14 protein-coding genes and 1 other RNA gene are annotated in these 18,131 nt (G+C 59.4%); 5 read left to right on the top strand and 10 right to left on the bottom strand.

From position 1 onward, the window contains the following. Window positions 1–229: 229 nt before the first annotated feature. Both pykF and SERRSCBI_RS10480 read left to right on the top strand, forming a co-directional pair. Window positions 230–1,642, top strand: coding sequence for a pyruvate kinase PykF (pykF, locus tag SERRSCBI_RS10485; RefSeq protein WP_033642909.1), 1,413 nt, complete (start codon window positions 230–232; stop codon window positions 1,640–1,642). Between the two features lie 308 nt (window positions 1,643–1,950). Further along, window positions 1,951–2,187: a major outer membrane lipoprotein gene (locus SERRSCBI_RS10480; RefSeq protein ID WP_004931354.1), complete on the top strand. Its 237-nt coding sequence runs from the start codon at window positions 1,951–1,953 to the stop codon at window positions 2,185–2,187. A gap of 140 nt (window positions 2,188–2,327) precedes the next feature. Here SERRSCBI_RS10480 and SERRSCBI_RS10475 read toward each other — a convergent pair whose 3' ends face one another. The 7 genes from SERRSCBI_RS10475 to sufA all read right to left on the bottom strand — a co-directional run bounded on the left by SERRSCBI_RS10475 (window position 2,328) and on the right by sufA (window position 9,248). Further along, a complete protein-coding gene (locus SERRSCBI_RS10475) occupies window positions 2,328–3,341 on the bottom strand; it encodes a L,D-transpeptidase family protein (protein ID WP_033652724.1) in 1,014 nt (337 codons plus the stop codon). A gap of 298 nt (window positions 3,342–3,639) precedes the next feature. Then, on the bottom strand, window positions 3,640–4,056 hold the full coding sequence (gene sufE / locus SERRSCBI_RS10470; RefSeq protein ID WP_042784365.1) for a cysteine desulfuration protein SufE: 417 nt from the start codon (window positions 4,054–4,056) through the stop codon (window positions 3,640–3,642). Window positions 4,057–4,091: 35 nt separating this feature from the next. Next, a complete protein-coding gene (gene sufS, locus SERRSCBI_RS10465; protein ID WP_042784364.1) occupies window positions 4,092–5,318 on the bottom strand; it encodes a cysteine desulfurase SufS in 1,227 nt (408 codons plus the stop codon). After that, entirely contained in the window at window positions 5,315–6,601 is a 1,287-nt protein-coding gene (gene sufD / locus SERRSCBI_RS10460) for a Fe-S cluster assembly protein SufD (RefSeq protein WP_042784363.1), read from the bottom strand. The genes sufS and sufD overlap by 4 nt, the downstream gene beginning before the upstream one ends. After that, window positions 6,576–7,322, bottom strand: coding sequence for a Fe-S cluster assembly ATPase SufC (gene sufC, locus SERRSCBI_RS10455; RefSeq protein ID WP_016927936.1), 747 nt, complete (start codon window positions 7,320–7,322; stop codon window positions 6,576–6,578). The genes sufD and sufC overlap by 26 nt, the downstream gene beginning before the upstream one ends. Window positions 7,323–7,365: 43 nt before the next feature. After that, the gene (gene sufB, locus SERRSCBI_RS10450; protein WP_004931367.1) at window positions 7,366–8,862 is read right to left on the bottom strand and encodes a Fe-S cluster assembly protein SufB; all 1,497 of its coding nucleotides are present in this window, start codon (window positions 8,860–8,862) and stop codon (window positions 7,366–7,368) included. 14 nt (window positions 8,863–8,876) lie between these two features. Then, window positions 8,877–9,248 (bottom strand): Fe-S cluster assembly scaffold SufA, encoded by a 372-nt coding sequence (sufA, locus tag SERRSCBI_RS10445; protein ID WP_004931368.1) that lies wholly within the window; start codon window positions 9,246–9,248, stop codon window positions 8,877–8,879. A 525-nt stretch (window positions 9,249–9,773) separates the two neighbouring features. Here sufA and SERRSCBI_RS10440 point away from each other — a divergent pair. After that, complete coding sequence (locus SERRSCBI_RS10440) at window positions 9,774–10,178, top strand: hypothetical protein (protein WP_004931369.1); 405 nt, start codon at window positions 9,774–9,776, stop codon at window positions 10,176–10,178. 45 nt (window positions 10,179–10,223) lie between these two features. On the opposite strand, the gene menI is transcribed toward SERRSCBI_RS10440, so the two are convergent. After that, window positions 10,224–10,640: a 1,4-dihydroxy-2-naphthoyl-CoA hydrolase gene (gene menI / locus SERRSCBI_RS10435; RefSeq protein ID WP_016927938.1), complete on the bottom strand. Its 417-nt coding sequence runs from the start codon at window positions 10,638–10,640 to the stop codon at window positions 10,224–10,226. Next, complete coding sequence (locus SERRSCBI_RS10430; protein ID WP_042784361.1) at window positions 10,637–13,693, bottom strand: FAD-binding and (Fe-S)-binding domain-containing protein; 3,057 nt, start codon at window positions 13,691–13,693, stop codon at window positions 10,637–10,639. The genes menI and SERRSCBI_RS10430 overlap by 4 nt, the downstream gene beginning before the upstream one ends. A gap of 245 nt (window positions 13,694–13,938) precedes the next feature. Here SERRSCBI_RS10430 and ydiK point away from each other — a divergent pair, with 245 nt between their 5' ends. Both ydiK and rprA read left to right on the top strand, forming a co-directional pair. Beyond that, a complete protein-coding gene (gene ydiK / locus SERRSCBI_RS10425) occupies window positions 13,939–15,039 on the top strand; it encodes an AI-2E family transporter YdiK (RefSeq protein ID WP_042784360.1) in 1,101 nt (366 codons plus the stop codon). A 258-nt stretch (window positions 15,040–15,297) separates the two neighbouring features. After that, an RNA gene (gene rprA / locus SERRSCBI_RS24090) (antisense sRNA RprA) lies at window positions 15,298–15,409 on the top strand. A 109-nt stretch (window positions 15,410–15,518) separates the two neighbouring features. Here the strand turns inward: rprA and ppsA are convergent. Continuing rightward, window positions 15,519–17,897: a phosphoenolpyruvate synthase gene (ppsA, locus tag SERRSCBI_RS10420; RefSeq protein WP_033642901.1), complete on the bottom strand. Its 2,379-nt coding sequence runs from the start codon at window positions 17,895–17,897 to the stop codon at window positions 15,519–15,521. Window positions 17,898–18,131 lie beyond the last annotated feature (234 nt).

Raw genomic sequence — 18,131 nt, 5'->3', positions numbered from 1 at the left:
TTCAGCCCTTGATCTGCGAAAACGCAATAACAACACGATTTAATCTCACCCCGTTGCGCAGCATCCCCGCGCCCCCGCGCGGGCTGAATTTTTCCGCCCCACATCAACTGTCGTCACCTATCCTTAACTATGTTTTTCACCACCAGGCACGGCTCAAATTCCCTATCGGCGTAAACAACGCCGGTCAAATTCGTTTTTTTATCCATCACAACTTGTAGAAAACTCCGCCATGAAAAAGACCAAAATTGTTTGTACCATCGGTCCAAAAACCGAATCGGAAGAAATGCTGACCAACCTGCTCAATGCGGGCATGAACGTGATGCGTCTCAACTTCTCTCACGGCGACTATGAAGAGCACGGCAACCGCATCAAGAACATGCGCGCCGTGATGGCGAAAACCGGTATCAACGCCGGCATCCTGCTGGATACCAAAGGCCCGGAAATTCGCACCATGAAACTGGAAGGCGGCAAAGACGCCTCTCTGGTCGCCGGCCAAACCTTCACCTTCACCACCGACCAGAGCGTGATCGGCAACAGCGAACGCGTGGCGGTGACCTACGCCGGCTTCGCCGCCGACCTGAAGATCGGCAACACCGTGCTGGTTGACGACGGCCTGATCGGCATGGAAGTCACCAACGTGACCGAGAACGAAGTCGTTTGCAAGGTGCTAAACAACGGCGACCTGGGCGAGAACAAAGGCGTCAACCTGCCGGGCGTGTCCATCCAACTGCCTGCGCTGGCCGAGAAAGACAAACGCGACCTGATCTTCGGCTGCGAGCAAGGCGTCGACTTCGTGGCGGCGTCCTTTATCCGTAAACGCTCCGACGTGCTGGAGATCCGCGAGCACCTGAAAGCGCACGGCGGCGAGCAGATCCAGATCATCTCCAAGATCGAGAACCAGGAAGGCCTGAACAACTTCGACGAAATTCTCGAAGCGTCCGACGGCATCATGGTTGCCCGCGGCGATCTGGGCGTTGAAATCCCGGTAGAAGAAGTGATCTTCGCCCAGAAGATGATGATCGAAAAATGCAACCGTGCGCGTAAAGTGGTGATCACCGCCACCCAGATGCTCGATTCCATGATCAAGAACCCGCGCCCTACCCGTGCGGAAGCCGGTGACGTCGCCAACGCCATTCTGGACGGCACCGACGCCGTCATGCTGTCCGGCGAAAGCGCCAAGGGCAAATACCCGCTGGAAGCGGTCAACATCATGGCGACCATCTGCGAACGCACCGATCGCGTGATGCCAAGCCGCATCGATACCCTGAACGATCGCCGCAAGCTGCGCATCACCGAAGCGGTATGCCGCGGCGCGGTTGAAACCGCCGAAAAACTGGACGCACCGCTGATCGTCGTCGCCACCAGCGGCGGCAAGTCAGCGAAATCCGTGCGTAAATACTTCCCGAACGCCGTGATCCTGGCGCTGACCACCAACCAGACCACCGCGCATCAGCTGGTGCTGAGCAAGGGCGTTATCCCGCAGATGGTCAAAGAAATCGCCTCCACCGATGACTTCTACCGCATTGGTAAAGAAGCCGCGCTGGCCAGCGGCCTGGCGCAAAAAGGCGACGTCGTGGTGATGGTTTCCGGCGCGCTGGTGCCGAGCGGCACCACCAACACCGCCTCGGTACACGTGCTGTAATATAAAACGTGACATAATTATCTTGATCAAAACGCCGCTTTGCGGCGTTTTTTTTATCGGCAGTAAACTATTTTTCTCAAAACGCAACCGCGATCTGCTCATTATTTAGCTAATAACAAATCGGAGTAGTCCCATGGAAGCCGGCTGTTTTCCCTCGTTTTTTTAACTAATTTGTAAAACCAGATGCAAGTTTGAGCGAACGATCAAAATAAAGCACCTCAACACTAAAAAATTATTCTCTTTCGAAAAAAGTTTGTGTAATACTTGTAACGCTACATGGAGATTAACTCAATCTAGAGGGTGTTATAATGAATCGTACTAAACTGGTACTGGGCGCGGTAATCCTGGGTTCCACTCTGCTGGCTGGCTGCTCTAGCAACGCTAAAATCGATCAACTGTCTTCTGACGTTCAGACTCTGAACGCTAAAGTTGATCAGCTGAGCAACGACGTGAACGCAATGCGTTCTGACGTTCAAGCGGCTAAAGACGACGCAGCACGCGCTAACCAGCGTCTGGACAACCAAGCTCACGCTTACAAAAAGTAAGATAGCTTTGGTTATTGAAAACGGCGCACATTGTGCGCCGTTTTTTTTGTCTGTTTGTCGGCCTGGGCTTTCCAGCGCGGCAGGCAAAAAAAAGAGGTTCAGCACGCTGAACCCCTCTTCGACCGCTCAATCCGGCAAACTTAGTTCACCGAGCTGATTGGCGCTGCCTTGAATGGGCTCTTATTCGCCGCAGGAGCCGCTGCAGGCGTTAAACTCACCTCAGACGGGCTCTCCCCTACGTTGACCAGCACCGGCATGCCAGAGCGGCGTACAACCGCGCTATCGAACACGGCGCGATCGGTTTGCCCATCGGCAGCAAAGGCTTTCTCCGCTTTAGACAACGCGATCGGCATGGTCTGCGGATCGTCGCTTTCCACCCGCGACAGCGGCTGGTGCACTTCCACATAGCGTTTGCCGTCCGGCTCGACCGAAATCTTCACCGGATCGTTGATCACTTGCACCCGCGTACCGCGCGGCACCATGTTGAACAGCGCCTCGATATCCGTCGGACGCAGGCGAATACAGCCGGAGCTGACGCGCATGCCGATACCGAAGTTGGCGTTGGTGCCGTGGATCAGGTATTCACCGCGCCCCATCGCCAGACGCAGGGCGAACAGCCCCATCGGGTTCTCAGGGCCGGCCGGCACCACCGCAGGCAGCGTCACGCCCTGGGATTGATAGCGCTTGCGGATGTTAGCGGTGGGCGTCCAGGTCGGGTTAGGGATCTTTTGGCTGATGGAAGTCACCTCCAGCGGCGTGTGCATCCCGGTCTGGCCGATACCGATCGGATAGACGATCACTTTATTCTCGCCTTTCGGATAGTAGTAAAGGCGCAGCTCGGCCAGGTTGACGATAATCCCTTCACGCTTGGTGTCAGGCAGCAGCATTTGGGTCGGAATGGTCAGCACCGTACCCGGCTTAGGCAGGAACGGATCGGTGCCGGGGTTGGCTTCCAGCATGCCCAGCAGGCCAATCTTGTAGTCGGCGGCGATCGCCTCCAGCGGACGGCCGTCGTTTGGCACGGTATAAGTGGTGTTTTCACCGATCAGACGGCTGTCCGGCGGCGGCAGCGGGTATTCGGTCGCACTGGCGGCCTGCGTGCCGGCCAGTACGGTGGCGAAGACCATGCCCATTAAACTCAACGCACGTTTCATTATCATCCCTATATTTTTTATGACGGTTCGCCCCCAAGGCTAACGAGCGCCTGGCGGTGGGTAAATCAGACAATACCTGATTAATACTAGCAACGCTGGCATCAAAGGCAATAAGTTCTCTAAAAATCAACACGTTATAACGTAATCGCCGTCGTTGATTGTCAACGAAACGTCAATGGGTAAGCTGCTGAAATATCACTGAATTGGGGGATGAACCCTGGGGAAAACGGCGGATTGTAAAGACTCATTGACAAAGCGAATATATCAATGAGCCTTTAAAGAGCAGTGGCGTTAAGGATCAGGCCAGCTGAGCGGCTTTACTGCGAATGGCGCGGATCATCGCCTCCAGCCCCTGCGAGCGCGAAGGCGTCAGATGTTGGCTGAGCGCCAGCTCGGTGAAAAACGGCCGCACGTCGAGCTCGACGATTTGCTGTGGCGTCAATTGACGATAAAGAATAAACACCACCGCCAGCAGCCCTTTGACGATCGCCGCGTCGCTATCGCCATGGAATTCGACCTGCCCTTGCTCATCGCGGCCCATCACGATCCACACCTGGCTCTGGCAGCCGGAAATCAGGTTCTCGGCCTGCCGCTCGGCCTCGTCCAGCGGCGGCAATTTGGCGCCGAGTTCAATCACGTACAGGTATTTCTCCTCCCAGTTCAAACAGCGGGAGAAATTACGCACCAATTTGTCTTTGTCCGGCAAATTCGCCATGGGGATCCTTTTGTACCGCCGAGGACGCGCCCCGGCTAGCCTAACAGCTGATGAATGCGTTGCAGCCCGGCCACCAGCCGGTCCACCTCTTCGCGGGTATTATATAACGCCAGCGACGCGCGGCACATGCTCGGCACCTGATAAAACGCCATCAGCGGCATGGCGCAATGGTGGCCGGTGCGAATGGCGATGCCGTATTGATCGAGGAAGCTGCCGACGTCATAGGCATGGTGTTCCCCCAAATTGAAGGCGATCACCCCGGCCCGATGCGCCGGACCATAGATTTTCAGCGTCGGCACCTGCTTGAGCGCCTCAAGCGCGTAATGCATCAGCGACTGTTCATAATCGCGGATCGCATTCAGCCCCAGGGCTTCGACGTAATCGAACGCCGCGCCCAGCCCCATGATGCCGGCGGTATTCGGCGAACCGGCCTCGAAGCGCCAGGGCGGATCGGCGAAGGTGGTGCCCGCCGTCAGGCTGACCTGACGGATCATCGAACCGCCCCCTTCCCACGGCGGCATCTGCTGCAGGAGCGCCTGGCGCCCATACAGCATGCCGATGCCGGAAGGGCCATACAGCTTATGGCCGGAAAACACGTAGAAATCGCAGTCCAGCGCCTGAACATCGACGCGCTGGTGCATCACCGCCTGCGCGCCGTCCACCAGCACAGTCAGATCCGGCGCCAGGGCTCTGGCGCGAGCGATGATGTCGCGCACCGGGTTGACGGTGCCCAGCACGTTGGAGACCTCGGTCAGCGCCAGCAGTTTGCAGGACGCGTCGACCAGTTCCGGCAACCGCGCCAGATCCAGCGTGCCGTCGCTCTGCAGCGGCCACACCCGCAGTTGCAGACCGCGCTCCTGCGCCAACATCTGCCAGGGCACGATGTTGGCGTGGTGTTCCATCTCGGTGATGAGAATCGCGTCGCCCGGCTGCAGCCGGTGGCGGCCAAAGCTGTTGGCCACCAGGTTGATGCTTTCGGTGGTGCCCTTGACGAACACCATCTCTTCCGCCGAGGCGGCGTTGATAAAGCGCGCCGCCTGTTCCCGCACAGCTTCCATCTGCTGAGTCGCCTCGGCGCTCAGGGTGTGGATGCCGCGATGCACCGCGGCATAGCCGTGGCGATAGAAATCCAGTTCGCGGTCGATCACCGTCTGCGGTTTCTGCGCGCTGGCGGCGCTGTCGAGGTAGGCCAGCGGTTGGCCGTTCACCTCGCGCGCCAGCAGCGGGAAGTCTCCGCGCACGCGTTCAATCGGATAACTCATGCAGCCTCCCCCGGCAGGCGCTGGGCGATGCGCGCCAGCACCCGTTCCCGGATAGTGTCGTTGGCGATGCCTTCGGTCAGCTCGGCGGCGAAGGCGAAGATAATCATCTGCTGCGCCGCGCGTTTGTCGATGCCGCGCGACTGCAGATAAAACAGCTGTTCTTCATCGATACGCCCCACGGTGGCGCCGTGGCTGCACTTGACGTCGTCAGCGTAGATCTCCAGCTGCGGCTTGGTATCCACTTCCGCCACTTTCCCCAACAATAGATTGTGGTTGGTCATCTGCCCATCGGTTTTGATGGCGTGTTTGGCCACTTTGATCATGCCGTTGAACACCGCTTTGCCGCGATCGCTGACCACGGTTTTATGCAGCTGGCGGCTTTCGCAGTAGCCCTTGTTGTGTTCCAGATAGGTGCGGGTATCGCAGATCTCCTTGCCCACCGGCAGCACCAGGCTGTTGATCACCAGATTGGCGCCTTCGCCGTTCAGCTGCGCGCTGGTGTTGTGGCGCGTCAGGCCGGCGCCCAGCAGGAAACTGTCGCTTTTCACCCGCGCGTCGCGGCCGATGACCAGATCGTTATGGGCAAAGTGGTAGCTCGGCCGGCTTTCAAACGCCAGCTTGCAGTGCAACAGCACGGCGTTGTCCGCCACGTTGGCGGTCAGGCGCGCGCCGGTAAAGTGCGCGGCCTCGCCCAGGCTGACATAGTGTTCGATCACTTCCGCCTCGGCCCCGCGTCCGATCTCCAGATGATGACGATGATGCACGGTATTCACTTCCCCGCTCACGCCGCGGCCGCTGCTGATATGCAGCAGGTACAGCGGCCATGTGGGGGCTTTGCCGGCCGGCAAACGGATCAGGCTGGTTTCCTGCGCCAGGCTTTCGGTCAGATGCAGGAAGACTTCGGGCTGAATGGGCTCCGGCAGCGCCTGCGGCGTGCCGTAAGCGGTCAGCTCGAACTGGTAGTCGCCCAGATCGCCATCGCTGAGCGCGGCACTGTATCGGCCGTCGATAAACACCAGCCGGCAGGCGTCGATACCGAGCGCCAGCGCCTCGAGCTGCGCGGCGCTCACGGATGCGGGCTGCGGCTCAAGGAAGTGCTGCTCCAGCAGGCTCTCGAGCGGCGTGTATTTCCAGTTCTCATGTTTGCGCGTCGGCCAGCCGAGTCTCAGCGCCTGCTGCCAGTGCGCCAGCGCATGGGGCGAACGCTCGCCGCCGCGGCCTTCGAACAGACGATACAGCTGCTGCAACGCGTTGGCGTTACTGTTGGTCGGTAAGCCAGCCATAGCCTTGCTCCTCCAACTGTTTCACCAGCGAGAAATCGCCGGATTTGACGATGCGCCCCTGGGACAGCACGTGTACGTAATCCGGCTGGATGTAGTCCAAAATGCGCTGGTAGTGCGTGACGATGATAAAGGCGCGCTTGCCGTCCCGCAGCGAGTTGACGCCGTTGGCGACGATTTTGAGCGCATCGATGTCCAGACCGGAGTCGGTTTCATCGAGAATGCACAGATCCGGCTCCAGCGCCGCCATCTGCAGAATGTCGTTGCGCTTTTTCTCGCCGCCGGAAAAGCCGACGTTGACCGAACGCGTCAGCAGATCGGCCGGCATATCCAGCAGCGCGATCTTCTCTTCGATGAAATCGGCGAAGTCAAAGCGATCCAGCGGCTCCTGTTCGCGGTATTTGCGCACCGCGTTGACCGACGTCTGCAGGAAGAAGTGGTTGCTGACGCCGGGGATCTCGACCGGGTACTGGAACGCCAGGAACACGCCTTCGCCCGCGCGATCTTCCGGATCCAACTCCAGCAGGTCCTTGCCCTTGAAGGTGACTTCCCCTTCGGTCACTTCGTACTCTTCACGCCCGGCCAGCGTGGCGGACAGCGTGCTCTTGCCCGAGCCGTTCGGCCCCATGATGGCGTGCACTTCGCCCGGTTTGATCTCCAGATCCAATCCCTTGAGGATCTCGTTGCCTTCCACGCTGACTTTCAAATTCTTGATGCTTAACATGCTGTGTCCTCAGATAGCGCCGACGGCGCTAAAAATGCGGCGATTAGCCCACGCTGTGTTCCAGGCTGATGGCCAAAAGTTTCTGCGCCTCGACGGCGAACTCCAGCGGCAGCTCGGAGAAAACGTCCTTGCAGAAACCGTTGACGATCATCGAAATGGCGTCATCCTCGCTGATGCCGCGCTGCAGGCAGTAGAACAGCTGGTCGTCGCCAATCTTCGAGGTGGTGGCTTCGTGCTCCAGCTGCGCGCTGTTGTTGCGCGCTTCAACGTAAGGGAACGTGTGGGCGCCGCTGTCCGGCCCGATCAGCATCGAGTCGCACTGGGTAAAGTTACGGGCGTTTTCCGCCCCCGGCAGGATTTTCACCAGGCCGCGATAGGTGTTCTCGCTGTGGCCGGCGGAAATGCCTTTGGCGATGATGGTCGACCTGGTGTTTTTGCCGATGTGGATCATCTTGGTGCCGGTGTCCGCCTGCTGATGGCCGCTGGTCAGCGCCACCGAGAAGAATTCGCCGATCGAATTGTCGCCCTGCAGGATCACGCTCGGGTATTTCCAGGTGATGGCCGAGCCGGTTTCCGACTGGGTCCAGGACATTTTCGAGCCGGCGCCTTCGCACAGCGCGCGCTTGGTGACGAAGTTGAGGATGCCGCCCTTGCTCTCACCGCCGGAGAACCAGTTCTGCACCGTCGAGTATTTCACTTCGGCGTCTTTATGCAGGATCACTTCCACCACCGCCGCATGCAGCTGATAGCTGTCGCGCACCGGGGCGGAACAGCCTTCGATGTAGCTGACGTAGCTGCCTTCGTCGGCGATCAGAATGGTGCGCTCGAACTGGCCGGTTTTGGCGGCATTAATGCGGAAATAGGTCGACAGCTCCATCGGACAGCGCACGCCCTTCGGCACGTAGACGAAGGTGCCGTCGGAGGCCACCGCGGCGTTCAGCGCGGCGAAGAAGTTATCGTTGGACGGCACCACGCGCCCCAGATACTGACGCACCAGATCCGGGTATTCCTGGATCGCTTCGCCGAACGAGCAGAAGATCACCCCGCTCTCCGCCAGTTTTTCACGGTAAGTGGTGGCGACCGAGACCGAGTCGAAGATAGCGTCCACCGCCACCTCGCTGCCCTCGCGCACCGGCACGCCGAGCTGGTTAAACGCCAGCTCCACTTCGCTGGTCAGGTAATCTTTTTCCGTCGCCGCGCCCGGTTGCTGCTCGGCGCCGGGCTGCGAACCGCAGGCGTCGTCGCAGCTGCCGCAGGACGGCGCCGAATAGTAACTGTAGTCCTGGTAGTTAAGGCGTTCGTAATTGGCCTTCAGCCAGTGCGGCTCTTCCATCTGCAGCCAGGCGCGGTAGGCCTCGAGGCGGAATTCCAGCATCCACTCGGGTTCGTTGCGCTTGGCCGAGATAGCGCGCACCACCTCTTCGTTGATGCCCTTGGCCAACTCATCGGTTGCCAGCTGGGTGAAGAAACCTTCTTTGTAGCGACCTTCGCTGACCCAAGCCTGCACTTCATTAGGCATTTCTACATTGCTTCGTGTCATGTTGATTGCATCGCTCAAACGCCAAAACTCTCGCCGCACCCGCAGGCATGCTGAGCTTTAGGGTTATTGAATTTGAATATCTGATTCAGCCCTTCGCGGACATAATCTACCGTGGTGCCGTCAATAAACGGCATCGCCTTCAGCGGCACATAGAGTTTGGCGCCGTCGCGCTCAAACAGCAGATCGTCATCGGCGGGTTCGCGGGTCAGATCCAGCACATAGGCAAAGCCGGCGCAGCCGGATTGTTTTACCCCTAGCTGCAGCCCTTTCACCTGCGGATCCTGCTGCATCAGTTTCGTTATTTGTCGTACGGCGCTGTCGCTGAGCGAAATGCCTTGCCAGACATTCTCGTCCAAAGAAAAAGTGCCGACATTTTCCGTTTGCATAGGGTCTACCTCACACTCGTGTTTGGCCACAGCCAATCTGGGTTACTTATATGTTAGTGATAACGATTATCACTTCAACCGTTTGTTTTGCGGGGGTATCCGCCGCGAGCGCGGTTTTTCGCTGCGGCGTGCGGCAAGCCAGCGGGACATCCGTGGCGGCTTGCGGCGTGTGGCGGCAAGGCGTGCATGCTATCCCTATGAATTTGTTCTTTATCCTGCATCACCGTACCGCACTCCCCGGTGGCCCGTCAGCGTTACAGCGCCGCCGTGCGTTGCCGATCTAAACATTCATAGAAAATACCTATTTCTGCATTCTGTCTGTCGTAAATGTGCGTTTATCGGCATTTTGCGCCGCGGCGCAAGGCGCGGCCTTTAAGTTAAAGTTTAGTCGCTCTGGGTTAAGTTGGGCCGTCGATGGCCTTTTACCCCCATGGAATGAAAAAACGCCGCCACGGGGATTGATCGGCAACGCGGCAGTTTATATGATAATGATTATCATTCAATTTGAATTTGAGCGCGAAGCCAATGACTCTTTCGATCAACGCATGGTTGCTGGGCAAGATTGATGACTACAAATTCAGCGTGCGCGACGCCACGGTGGACTTTTATATGGCCGAAGCGGCGCTGCGCCGCCCGGAATGCAATATTGACCATCTGAAGCGGTACAACAGCGTCAGCCTCACCATGGCCAATCTGTGCCTGGAGAACGGCGATGATGACAGCTATCTGCACGCGCTCAGCAAGCTGCACAACCGGCTGATCGTCGAGATCAACAATCCGCAGCGCTGCCAGCTGTTTCGGGTGCAAAGCTACCACTTCGCCCGCCACACGCTGACGCTGATCTGCCAAAAATATGCGATGGAAGGCACCTGGGAGAAGGCGAACGCGTTTCAGAAGGACTTCGTCAAACGCGTGCCGTTTCAGCTGTAAAACGAAGCGCTCCGCAGGCCGATCGCCTGCGGAAACCGGCGGGGATCAGTCGATGACCGCCGTGGTCAGACGCGAGGTGCAGCACAGCCGATCGCGCGCGTCGAAGATCTCTATCTGCCACACCTGATGACGGCGGCCAACGTGCAGCGCGCGGCACACCCCGCGCACCTGGCCATCGAACACCGCCCGCAGGTGGTTGGCGTTGATCTCCAGCCCCACCACCTTCTGTTCGCCTTCGCTGCACAGGTAGCCGGCCATCGATCCCATCGATTCCGCCAGCACCACCGACGCCCCGCCGTGCAACAGCCCGAACGGCTGCCGGGTGCGGCCGTCCACCGGCATGGTGGCCTCCAGGAAATCCTCGCCCAGCTGAGTAAACTCGATGCCCACATGGCTGACCATGCAGCCGTCGCCGGCGCGGTTCAGCTGCTCCAGCGATGTTTCACGTTTCCACAATTTCACTCAATCATCTCCAGAAGTGCCTGTAATGGGTGGCGCACGCCATTGCCCTCAATGCGTTTCACCTGGCTGCGGCAGGAATAGCCGGTCGCCAGGCAGCGCTGACGCGGCAAACGCTGCAGCGTCGGATGCCATGATAGCTCATAAATGCCGAGCGAGTTTTGCAGGTTCTTGGCTTCATGGCCGTAAGTGCCGGCCATGCCGCAGCAGCCGACGCTGACGTTCTCCAGTTTGGCGCCGAAGCGGGCGAAGATCGCCGCCCACTGTTGGCCGCTGGCCGGCAGCGCGGTGGTTTCAGTGCAGTGACCGAACAGATACCAGGGTTCGCCGGTCGCCGGCTGTTCGGCGCGATCCGCGATCCGCTGTTGTAACCATTCATGCACCAGCTGCACCTGGAAATCGCCACGCTCGGTGCCGAGGATCTCGCGGTATTCGTCGCGATAGCACAGCACCAGCGCCGGATCGACGCCCACCAGCGGCATGCCGAGCTGCGCCACGCGGTTGAGGAAATCGGCGGTTTTGCGCGCGGTGCGGGCGAACCGCGTCAGAAAGCCCTTCACATGCTGCGCCTTGCCGTTCGGCGAGAACGGCAGCAGCACCGGTTTATAACCGAGCTTTTCCACCAGCCGGACGAAATCCGCCACCACTTTGGCGTCGTAATAGCTGGTGAACGGATCCTGAACAATCAGCACGTGTTCTTCGCGTTGCTCGGCGCTCAGCCCTTCCAGCTGCTCCAGCGTCAGCGTGGTCGCCCGGTGGCCTGACAGCTGCTGACGCAGCGTCGGGCTGGACAACAGCGGCAGATCGACCATGCCGACGGCGTTGCGGCTCATCTCCCGCAGCCACGGCTGGCGGAAGAAGAAGTTGAACACCTTCGGCGCGCGGGCCATCAACGGGGTATAGCTCTCTACGCCGGCGACCATGTAGTCGCTCACCGGGCGCAGGTAGCGGGTATGGTAAAGCTGCAGGAAGCGCGAACGGAACCCCGGCACGTCAATTTTGATCGGGCACTGGGTGGAACAGGCCTTGCAGGCCAGACAGCCGGACATCGCCTCTTTCACTTCGTGCGAAAAGTCGTACTCGCCCTTGCCGGCATGCCAGCTGTTGCGGGTTTTCTCGATTAGACCGCGCAAGCTGAGGCGCTGCTGCGGCAGCTGTTTCTCCAGCGCCAACGGATCGATGCCCTGCTCGGCCAACAGACGCAGCCACTCGCGCACCAGCGTCGCCCGCCCTTTCGGCGAATGAATGCGGTTGCCGCTGATCTTCATCGACGGGCACATCGGGCTGCGCACGTCGAAGTTGAAGCACAGGCCGTTGCCGTTACACTCCAGCGCGCCGCGGAACGAGGTGCGCACCTCGACCGGGATCTGGCGATCGAAGGTGCCGCGTTTGACCGCATCCACCTGCATCATTGGCGCATCCACCGCCAGCGGCGCACAGATCTTGCCCGGGTTAAGACGGTTATCCGGATCGAACGCCGTCTTGATGCGGCGCAGCTCCTCGTACAGCGTTTCCCCGAAGAATTCAGGGCTGTACTCGGCGCGGAACCCCTTGCCATGCTCGCCCCACAGCAGGCCGCCGTATTTGGCGGTGAGCGCCACCACCCGATCGGAGATCTGCTTCATCAGCACTTCCTGCTGGGGGTCGCACATGTCGAGCGCCGGACGCACGTGCAGCACCCCGGCATCGACGTGGCCGAACATGCCATAGCTCAGCTTGTGGTCGTCGAGCAGTTGGCGGAACTCGACGATATAGTCCGCCAGGTGCTGCGGCGGCACGCAAGTATCCTCGGCGAACGGGATCGGCTTGGCGCGCCCTTTGGCGTTGCCCAGCAGCCCGACCGCCTTCTTGCGCATGTTGTAAATGCGCTCGATGCCCGCCAGGTCGCCGCAGATCTGGTACCCGATCACGCCGGCCTGCCGCTGGGCGATCAGTTCATCCAGCCGTTGGCACAGGGTCTCCATCTGGCCGTCGATCAGCGCGCGGTCGTCGCCGGCGAATTCGACGATGTTCAGCCCAAGCATCTCTTTATCCGGCACGTCGGCGATCAGTTCGCTTACCGAATGCCAAACGATATCTTCACGCGCCAGATTCAGCACCTTGGAGTCGATGGTTTCCACCGACAGCGCCTTGGCCTCGACCATAAAGGGCGCATTGCGCAGCGCCGAGTCGAAGGAGTCGTATTTCACGTTAACCAGACGACGCACCTTCGGCAGCGGCGTAATGTCCAGCCGCGCTTCGGTGATAAAGGCCAGCGTGCCTTCCGCACCGGTGAGGATGCGCGTCAGATCGAAGGTTTGCAGATCGTCGCTCAGCACGTGGCGCAGGTCGTAGCCGGTGAGGAAGCGGTTGAGTTTGGGGAATTTTTCCAGGATCAGCGCGCGCTGCTCGCGGCAGCGATTCAGCACCGTGCGGTAGATGCGCCCTTCGGCGGTCTCTTCCAGGGCAATCGTTTCCGCCAGCGCCGTCGGCATGGCGCGGGTGTCGATCATCTCGCCGCCCAGCAGCACCGCCCGCAGGCCCAACACGTGATCGGAGGTTTTGCCGTATACCAGCGAGCCCTGGCCGGAGGCGTCGGTGTTGATCATGCCGCCCAAGGTGGCGCGGTTGCTGGTGGACAGTTCCGGCGAGAAGAAGTAGCCGAACGGCCGCAAATATTGATTCAGCTGATCCTTGATGACCCCGGCTTCGACTTTCACCCAGCCCTGTTCGACGTTGATCTCCAGAATGCGGTTCATATGACGCGACATATCGACCACGATGCCGGTATTAAGCGACTGACCGTTGGTGCCGGTGCCGCCGCCGCGCGGGCTGAAGGTCAGCGTATTGAAACGCTCTTCCCCCGCCAGGCGGGCGATCAGCGCCACGTCGGCGGTGGAACGGGGAAACACCACCGCATCGGGCAACAGCTGGTAAATGCTGTTGTCGGTGGCCATCGTCAGCCGGTCGGCGTAGCTGGTGGCGGTATCGCCGTTGAATCCGTTTTGCTTCAGTGCTTCCAAAAAGTCGAGCACCCGTTGAACGAGGCCGGGCGCCTGAGAAATCTGTGGGATCATTCGCTTTTTTGACCCTGTCCGTCTATTTTTTATGCGCTGATGTACGCTGAATCGGGCCTTTAATTCAGACCCACCCTATTTTTTAGTGACACTAAAAACTAACATACTCGTTTAGTGAAGGCATTCACATTATTACCGCCCTGCGAGCGCCGCCACAGGCGGCCGCCCGGCGGTGATAAACCGACAGACAGGCACCCCGATTCGCCGGTGCCAGGGATTTAATTGACCAGGATGAGAACCCACTGATGCCACTCCCGCAATCGCGCTACGACTTACCGCGAATTATTTTCGGCGTGCTGTTTATCGCCATCATGATCGTCGCCTGTTTCTGGGTGATCCAACCGTTTATTCTCGGCTTCGCCTGGGCGGGCATGGTGGTCATCGCCACCTGGCCGCTGCTGCTCAAACTGCAAAAGCTGCTGTGGGGCCGCCGCTCGCTGGCGGTGCTGGTCATGACCCTGCTGTTGATCCTGCTGTTCATTCTGCCCATCTCCCTGCTGATCAGCAGCGTGGTGGATAACAGCGCGCCGTTGATCGCCTGGGCCAGCTCGCCAGGCAAGCTGCATATTCCCGATCTCGCCTGGCTGCAATCCGTCCCGATGATCGGCGACAAGCTCTATACCAGCTACCATACGCTGGTTAACGCCGGCGGCGCCGCGCTGCTGGCGAAGGTACAGCCATACTTCGGCCAGACCGCCACCTGGTTCGTGGCGCAGGCGGCGCATATCGGCCGCCTGCTGCTGCACTGCGCGCTGATGCTGCTGTTCAGCGCCTTGTTGTACGCGCGCGGCGAACAGGTCGCGCTGGGTATCCGTCACTTTGCGGTACGCCTCGGTTCCGCGCGCGGCGATGCGGCGGTGCTGCTGGGCGGCCAGGCGATCCGCGCGGTCGCGCTGGGCGTGGTCGTGACGGCGCTGGTGCAGTCGGTGCTGGGCGGCATCGGTCTGGCGGTAAGCGGCATTCCGGCCGCCACCCTGTTGACGATGCTGATCTTCATCTGCTGTGTGGCGCAATTGGGGCCGCTGTTGGTGCTGGTGCCGGCCATCATTTGGCTGTACTGGCACGGCGACACCACCTGGGGCACTGTGCTGCTGGTCTGGAGCTGCGTGGTGGCCACGCTGGATAACGTGCTGCGCCCGGTGCTGATCCGCATGGGCGCCGATCTGCCGCTGCTGCTGATCCTGTCCGGCGTTATCGGCGGTTTGCTGGCCTTCGGCATGATCGGCCTGTTCATCGGCCCGGTGGTGTTGGCGGTGTCTTATCGCCTGCTGACCGCCTGGATGGATGAAGCGCCGGAGCCGACCACCGCGCCGGAGCAAGTGATCGAAGAACTGGAAAAACGTTAATCGCCCTCCCTTCCGCCCGCATCGCCGGGCGGAAGAGTTTCCCCTCTCACTACGCCTACCTCATTCGGGTAATATCTTCGCCAAATATAATGCCGTTGTTTATTGATTAAGGCGCGGCAAATGGAAAGGTGCAATGTAAATCCGTGTTTGCTGCAAAATGCAAAAAGAGATAACGCCCGCAAATAAATGGTGATACCGCTATCGATTAGGATGATTCTTAATGACTAGTCGCGTTCAAATATCTAGTATTATGGCCATCTATTGCTTCAAATCACTGATTTTAAAGCAACCTTTCTGAACAATGTAATGCCATACATGTGAATTGCTGTGTGTAGTCTTTGCCCATCTCCTACGATGGGCTTTTTTTTATTCTTTTTTCGCCAAATTGATTATTTAACGCGCCGTTATTTACATTCAGAAATAAAAAGGCCGCAGCGTAAACTGCGGCCGGATATTAATGCCTTAGCAGCGCCGAAGCCTTATTTCTTTTTCGACAAGTTGATCCAGGTCTGCACTACGGTATCCGGATTGAGCGACAGGCTATCGATGCCCTGCTCCATCAACCACTCGGCGAAGTCCTCATGGTCGGACGGCCCCTGGCCGCAGATACCGACGTATTTGCCGTGGCGTTTGGCCGCCTGGATCGCCATCGACAGCAGCGCTTTCACCGCGTCGTTGCGTTCGTCGAACAGTTCTGACACCACGCCGGAGTCGCGATCCAACCCCAGCGCCAGCTGGGTCATGTCGTTGGAGCCGATGGAGAAGCCGTCGAAGTGCTCAAGGAACTGATCCGCGAGCAGCGCATTGGACGGGATCTCGCACATCATGATCACTTTCAGCCCGTTTTCGCCGCGTTTCAGCCCCTGACGCGCCAGCTCGGCCACCACCGCTTCCGCCTGCGCCACGGTGCGCACGAACGGCACCATGATTTCGACGTTGGTCAGCCCCATTTCGTTACGCACGCGTTTCACCGCTTCGCACTCCAGCGCGAAGCAATCGCGGAAGCTGTCGGCCACGTAGCGGCCGGCCCCGCGGAAGCCCAGCATCGGGTTCTCTTCGTGCGGTTCATACTTGTCGCCGCCCACCAGGTTGGCGTACTCGTTGGATTTGAAGTCGGACAGACGCACGATCACGCGCTTCGGCCAGAAGGCGGCGCCCAGCGTCGCGATCCCTTCGGTCAAACGACCGACGTAGAACTCGACCGGGTGGTCATAGCCCTGCATCAACGCGCGAATTTCGTTTTGCAACGCCGGCGTTTGCTGATCGAACTCCAGCAGCGCGCGCGGGTGCACGCCGATCATGCGGTTGATGATGAATTCCAGCCGCGCCAGGCCCACGCCTTCGTTCGGCAAACGCGCGAAGTCGAAAGCGCGATCCGGGTTGCCGACGTTCATCATGATCTTCAGCGGCAGATCCGGCAGTTCGGTCACTTCGGAGCTCTGCACGCTGAAGTCCAGCATGTCGCTGTAAACGAAGCCGGTGTCGCCTTCCGCACAGGATACGGTGACTTTCTGGCCGTCTTTCAGCACGTCGGTGGCGTGGCCACAGCCCACTACCGCCGGAATGCCCAGCTCACGGGCGATGATCGCCGCGTGGCAGGTGCGCCCGCCGCGGTTGGTGACGATCGCAGCGGCCTTCTTCATGATCGGCTCCCAGTCCGGGTCGGTCATGTCGGTCACCAGCACGTCGCCCGGCTGGATGCGATCCATTTCGCTGATATCGTGAATCACTTTCACCGGACCGGCGCCGATGCGATGACCGATGGCGCGGCCTTCCACCAGCACCGGGCTGGAGCCGTTCAGCTGATAGCGTTCCATGGTCTGTTCGTTGGAGCGAACGGTCTCCGGGCGCGCCTGCACGATCAGCAGTTTGCCGGTATGGCCGTCTTTCGCCCACTCGATATCCATCGGGCGGCCGTAATGTTTTTCGATCAGGATCGCTTGATGCGCCAGCGCCTGCACTTCGTCATCGGTCAGCGAGAACCGGCTGCGCTGCGCTTCCGGCACGTCTTCGATGCGCACCTGCTTGCCGTGATCCTGCGACGGCGCGTACACCATGCGGATTTTTTTCGAACCCAGGTTGCGGCGCACGATCGCCGGCTTGCCTTTTTGCAGCGTCGGCTTGTGCACATAGAACTCATCCGGGTTCACCGCGCCCTGCACCACCATCTCACCCAGACCGAAGGCGGAGGTGATGAACACCACCTGATCAAAGCCGGACTCGGTGTCGATGGTGAACATCACGCCCGAGGAGGCCAGATCGGAGCGCACCATGCGCTGTACGCCCGCCGACAGCGCGACGCCGCGGTGGTCGTAGCCCTGGTGCACGCGATAAGAGATGGCGCGGTCATTGAACAGCGACGCGAACACGTGCTTGATCGCCACCATCACGGCGTCGATGCCCTGCACGTTGAGGAAGGTTTCCTGCTGGCCGGCGAAGGAAGCGTCCGGCATGTCTTCCGCCGTGGCGGATGAGCGCACCGCAAAGGAAGCTTCCGGTTCGCCGTCGGCGAGCTGTTGGTAAGCCTGATGAATTTCACGCTCGAACTCGGCGTGGAACGGCGTGTCGATCACCCATTGGCGGATCTGGGCACCGGCCTTGGCCAGTTGTGCAACGTCGTCAACGTCAGTCTGATCCAGTAACTGATAGATGCGCTGGTTAACACCGCTTTGTTCGAGGAAATCGTTAAACGCCTGCGCGGTGGTGGCAAAACCGTTCGGCACGGCCACGCCCAAATCGGAAAGATTGGTGATCATTTCACCGAGGGAAGCGTTTTTGCCGCCGACACGGTCAACGTCGTGCATGCCAAGCTGGTTGTACCAAAGCACATTACGCAAGTCTGGGCCATTGTTGGACATCGAGACAATCCTTATTGCTATCAGTAGGGTAAAGACGGATTTAATTCGCTTGCTTTACGGCGCCGCTAAACGCGGAGCCGAATCAGACTAGCACACTGATCCGGGGAAAATGGAAAGGTGAATCGATCAACCCACTGAAGAAAGTGGTTTTTAAGAGAATGTCCTAACCGGCTGATTTGCCTAGGAACCGTTCCCAAACGCACGAAAAGCTTAGTTCTCAACAAATTACGTTCT

The organism is Serratia sp. SCBI (assembly GCF_000747565.1).
Lineage (GTDB): Bacteria > Pseudomonadota > Gammaproteobacteria > Enterobacterales > Enterobacteriaceae > Serratia > Serratia ureilytica.
This window is presented reverse-complemented; position numbering and strand designations above follow the sequence as displayed.

Bases quoted from the DNA above. Each gene is read 5' to 3' on its own strand.
- pykF (WP_033642909.1), top strand. From the start codon at position 230: ATGAAAAAGACCAAAATTGTTTGTACCATCGGTCCAAAAACCGAATCG.
- SERRSCBI_RS10480 (WP_004931354.1), top strand. From the start codon at position 1,951: ATGAATCGTACTAAACTGGTACTGGGCGCGGTAATCCTGGGTTCCACT.
- SERRSCBI_RS10475 (WP_033652724.1), bottom strand. From the start codon at position 3,341: ATGAAACGTGCGTTGAGTTTAATGGGCATGGTCTTCGCCACCGTACTG.
- sufE (WP_042784365.1), bottom strand. From the start codon at position 4,056: ATGGCGAATTTGCCGGACAAAGACAAATTGGTGCGTAATTTCTCCCGC.
- sufS (WP_042784364.1), bottom strand. From the start codon at position 5,318: ATGAGTTATCCGATTGAACGCGTGCGCGGAGACTTCCCGCTGCTGGCG.
- sufD (WP_042784363.1), bottom strand. From the start codon at position 6,601: ATGGCTGGCTTACCGACCAACAGTAACGCCAACGCGTTGCAGCAGCTG.
- sufC (WP_016927936.1), bottom strand. From the start codon at position 7,322: ATGTTAAGCATCAAGAATTTGAAAGTCAGCGTGGAAGGCAACGAGATC.
- sufB (WP_004931367.1), bottom strand. From the start codon at position 8,862: ATGACACGAAGCAATGTAGAAATGCCTAATGAAGTGCAGGCTTGGGTC.
- sufA (WP_004931368.1), bottom strand. From the start codon at position 9,248: ATGCAAACGGAAAATGTCGGCACTTTTTCTTTGGACGAGAATGTCTGG.
- SERRSCBI_RS10440 (WP_004931369.1), top strand. From the start codon at position 9,774: ATGACTCTTTCGATCAACGCATGGTTGCTGGGCAAGATTGATGACTAC.
- SERRSCBI_RS10430 (WP_042784361.1), bottom strand. From the start codon at position 13,693: ATGATCCCACAGATTTCTCAGGCGCCCGGCCTCGTTCAACGGGTGCTC.
- ydiK (WP_042784360.1), top strand. From the start codon at position 13,939: ATGCCACTCCCGCAATCGCGCTACGACTTACCGCGAATTATTTTCGGC.
- ppsA (WP_033642901.1), bottom strand. From the start codon at position 17,897: ATGTCCAACAATGGCCCAGACTTGCGTAATGTGCTTTGGTACAACCAG.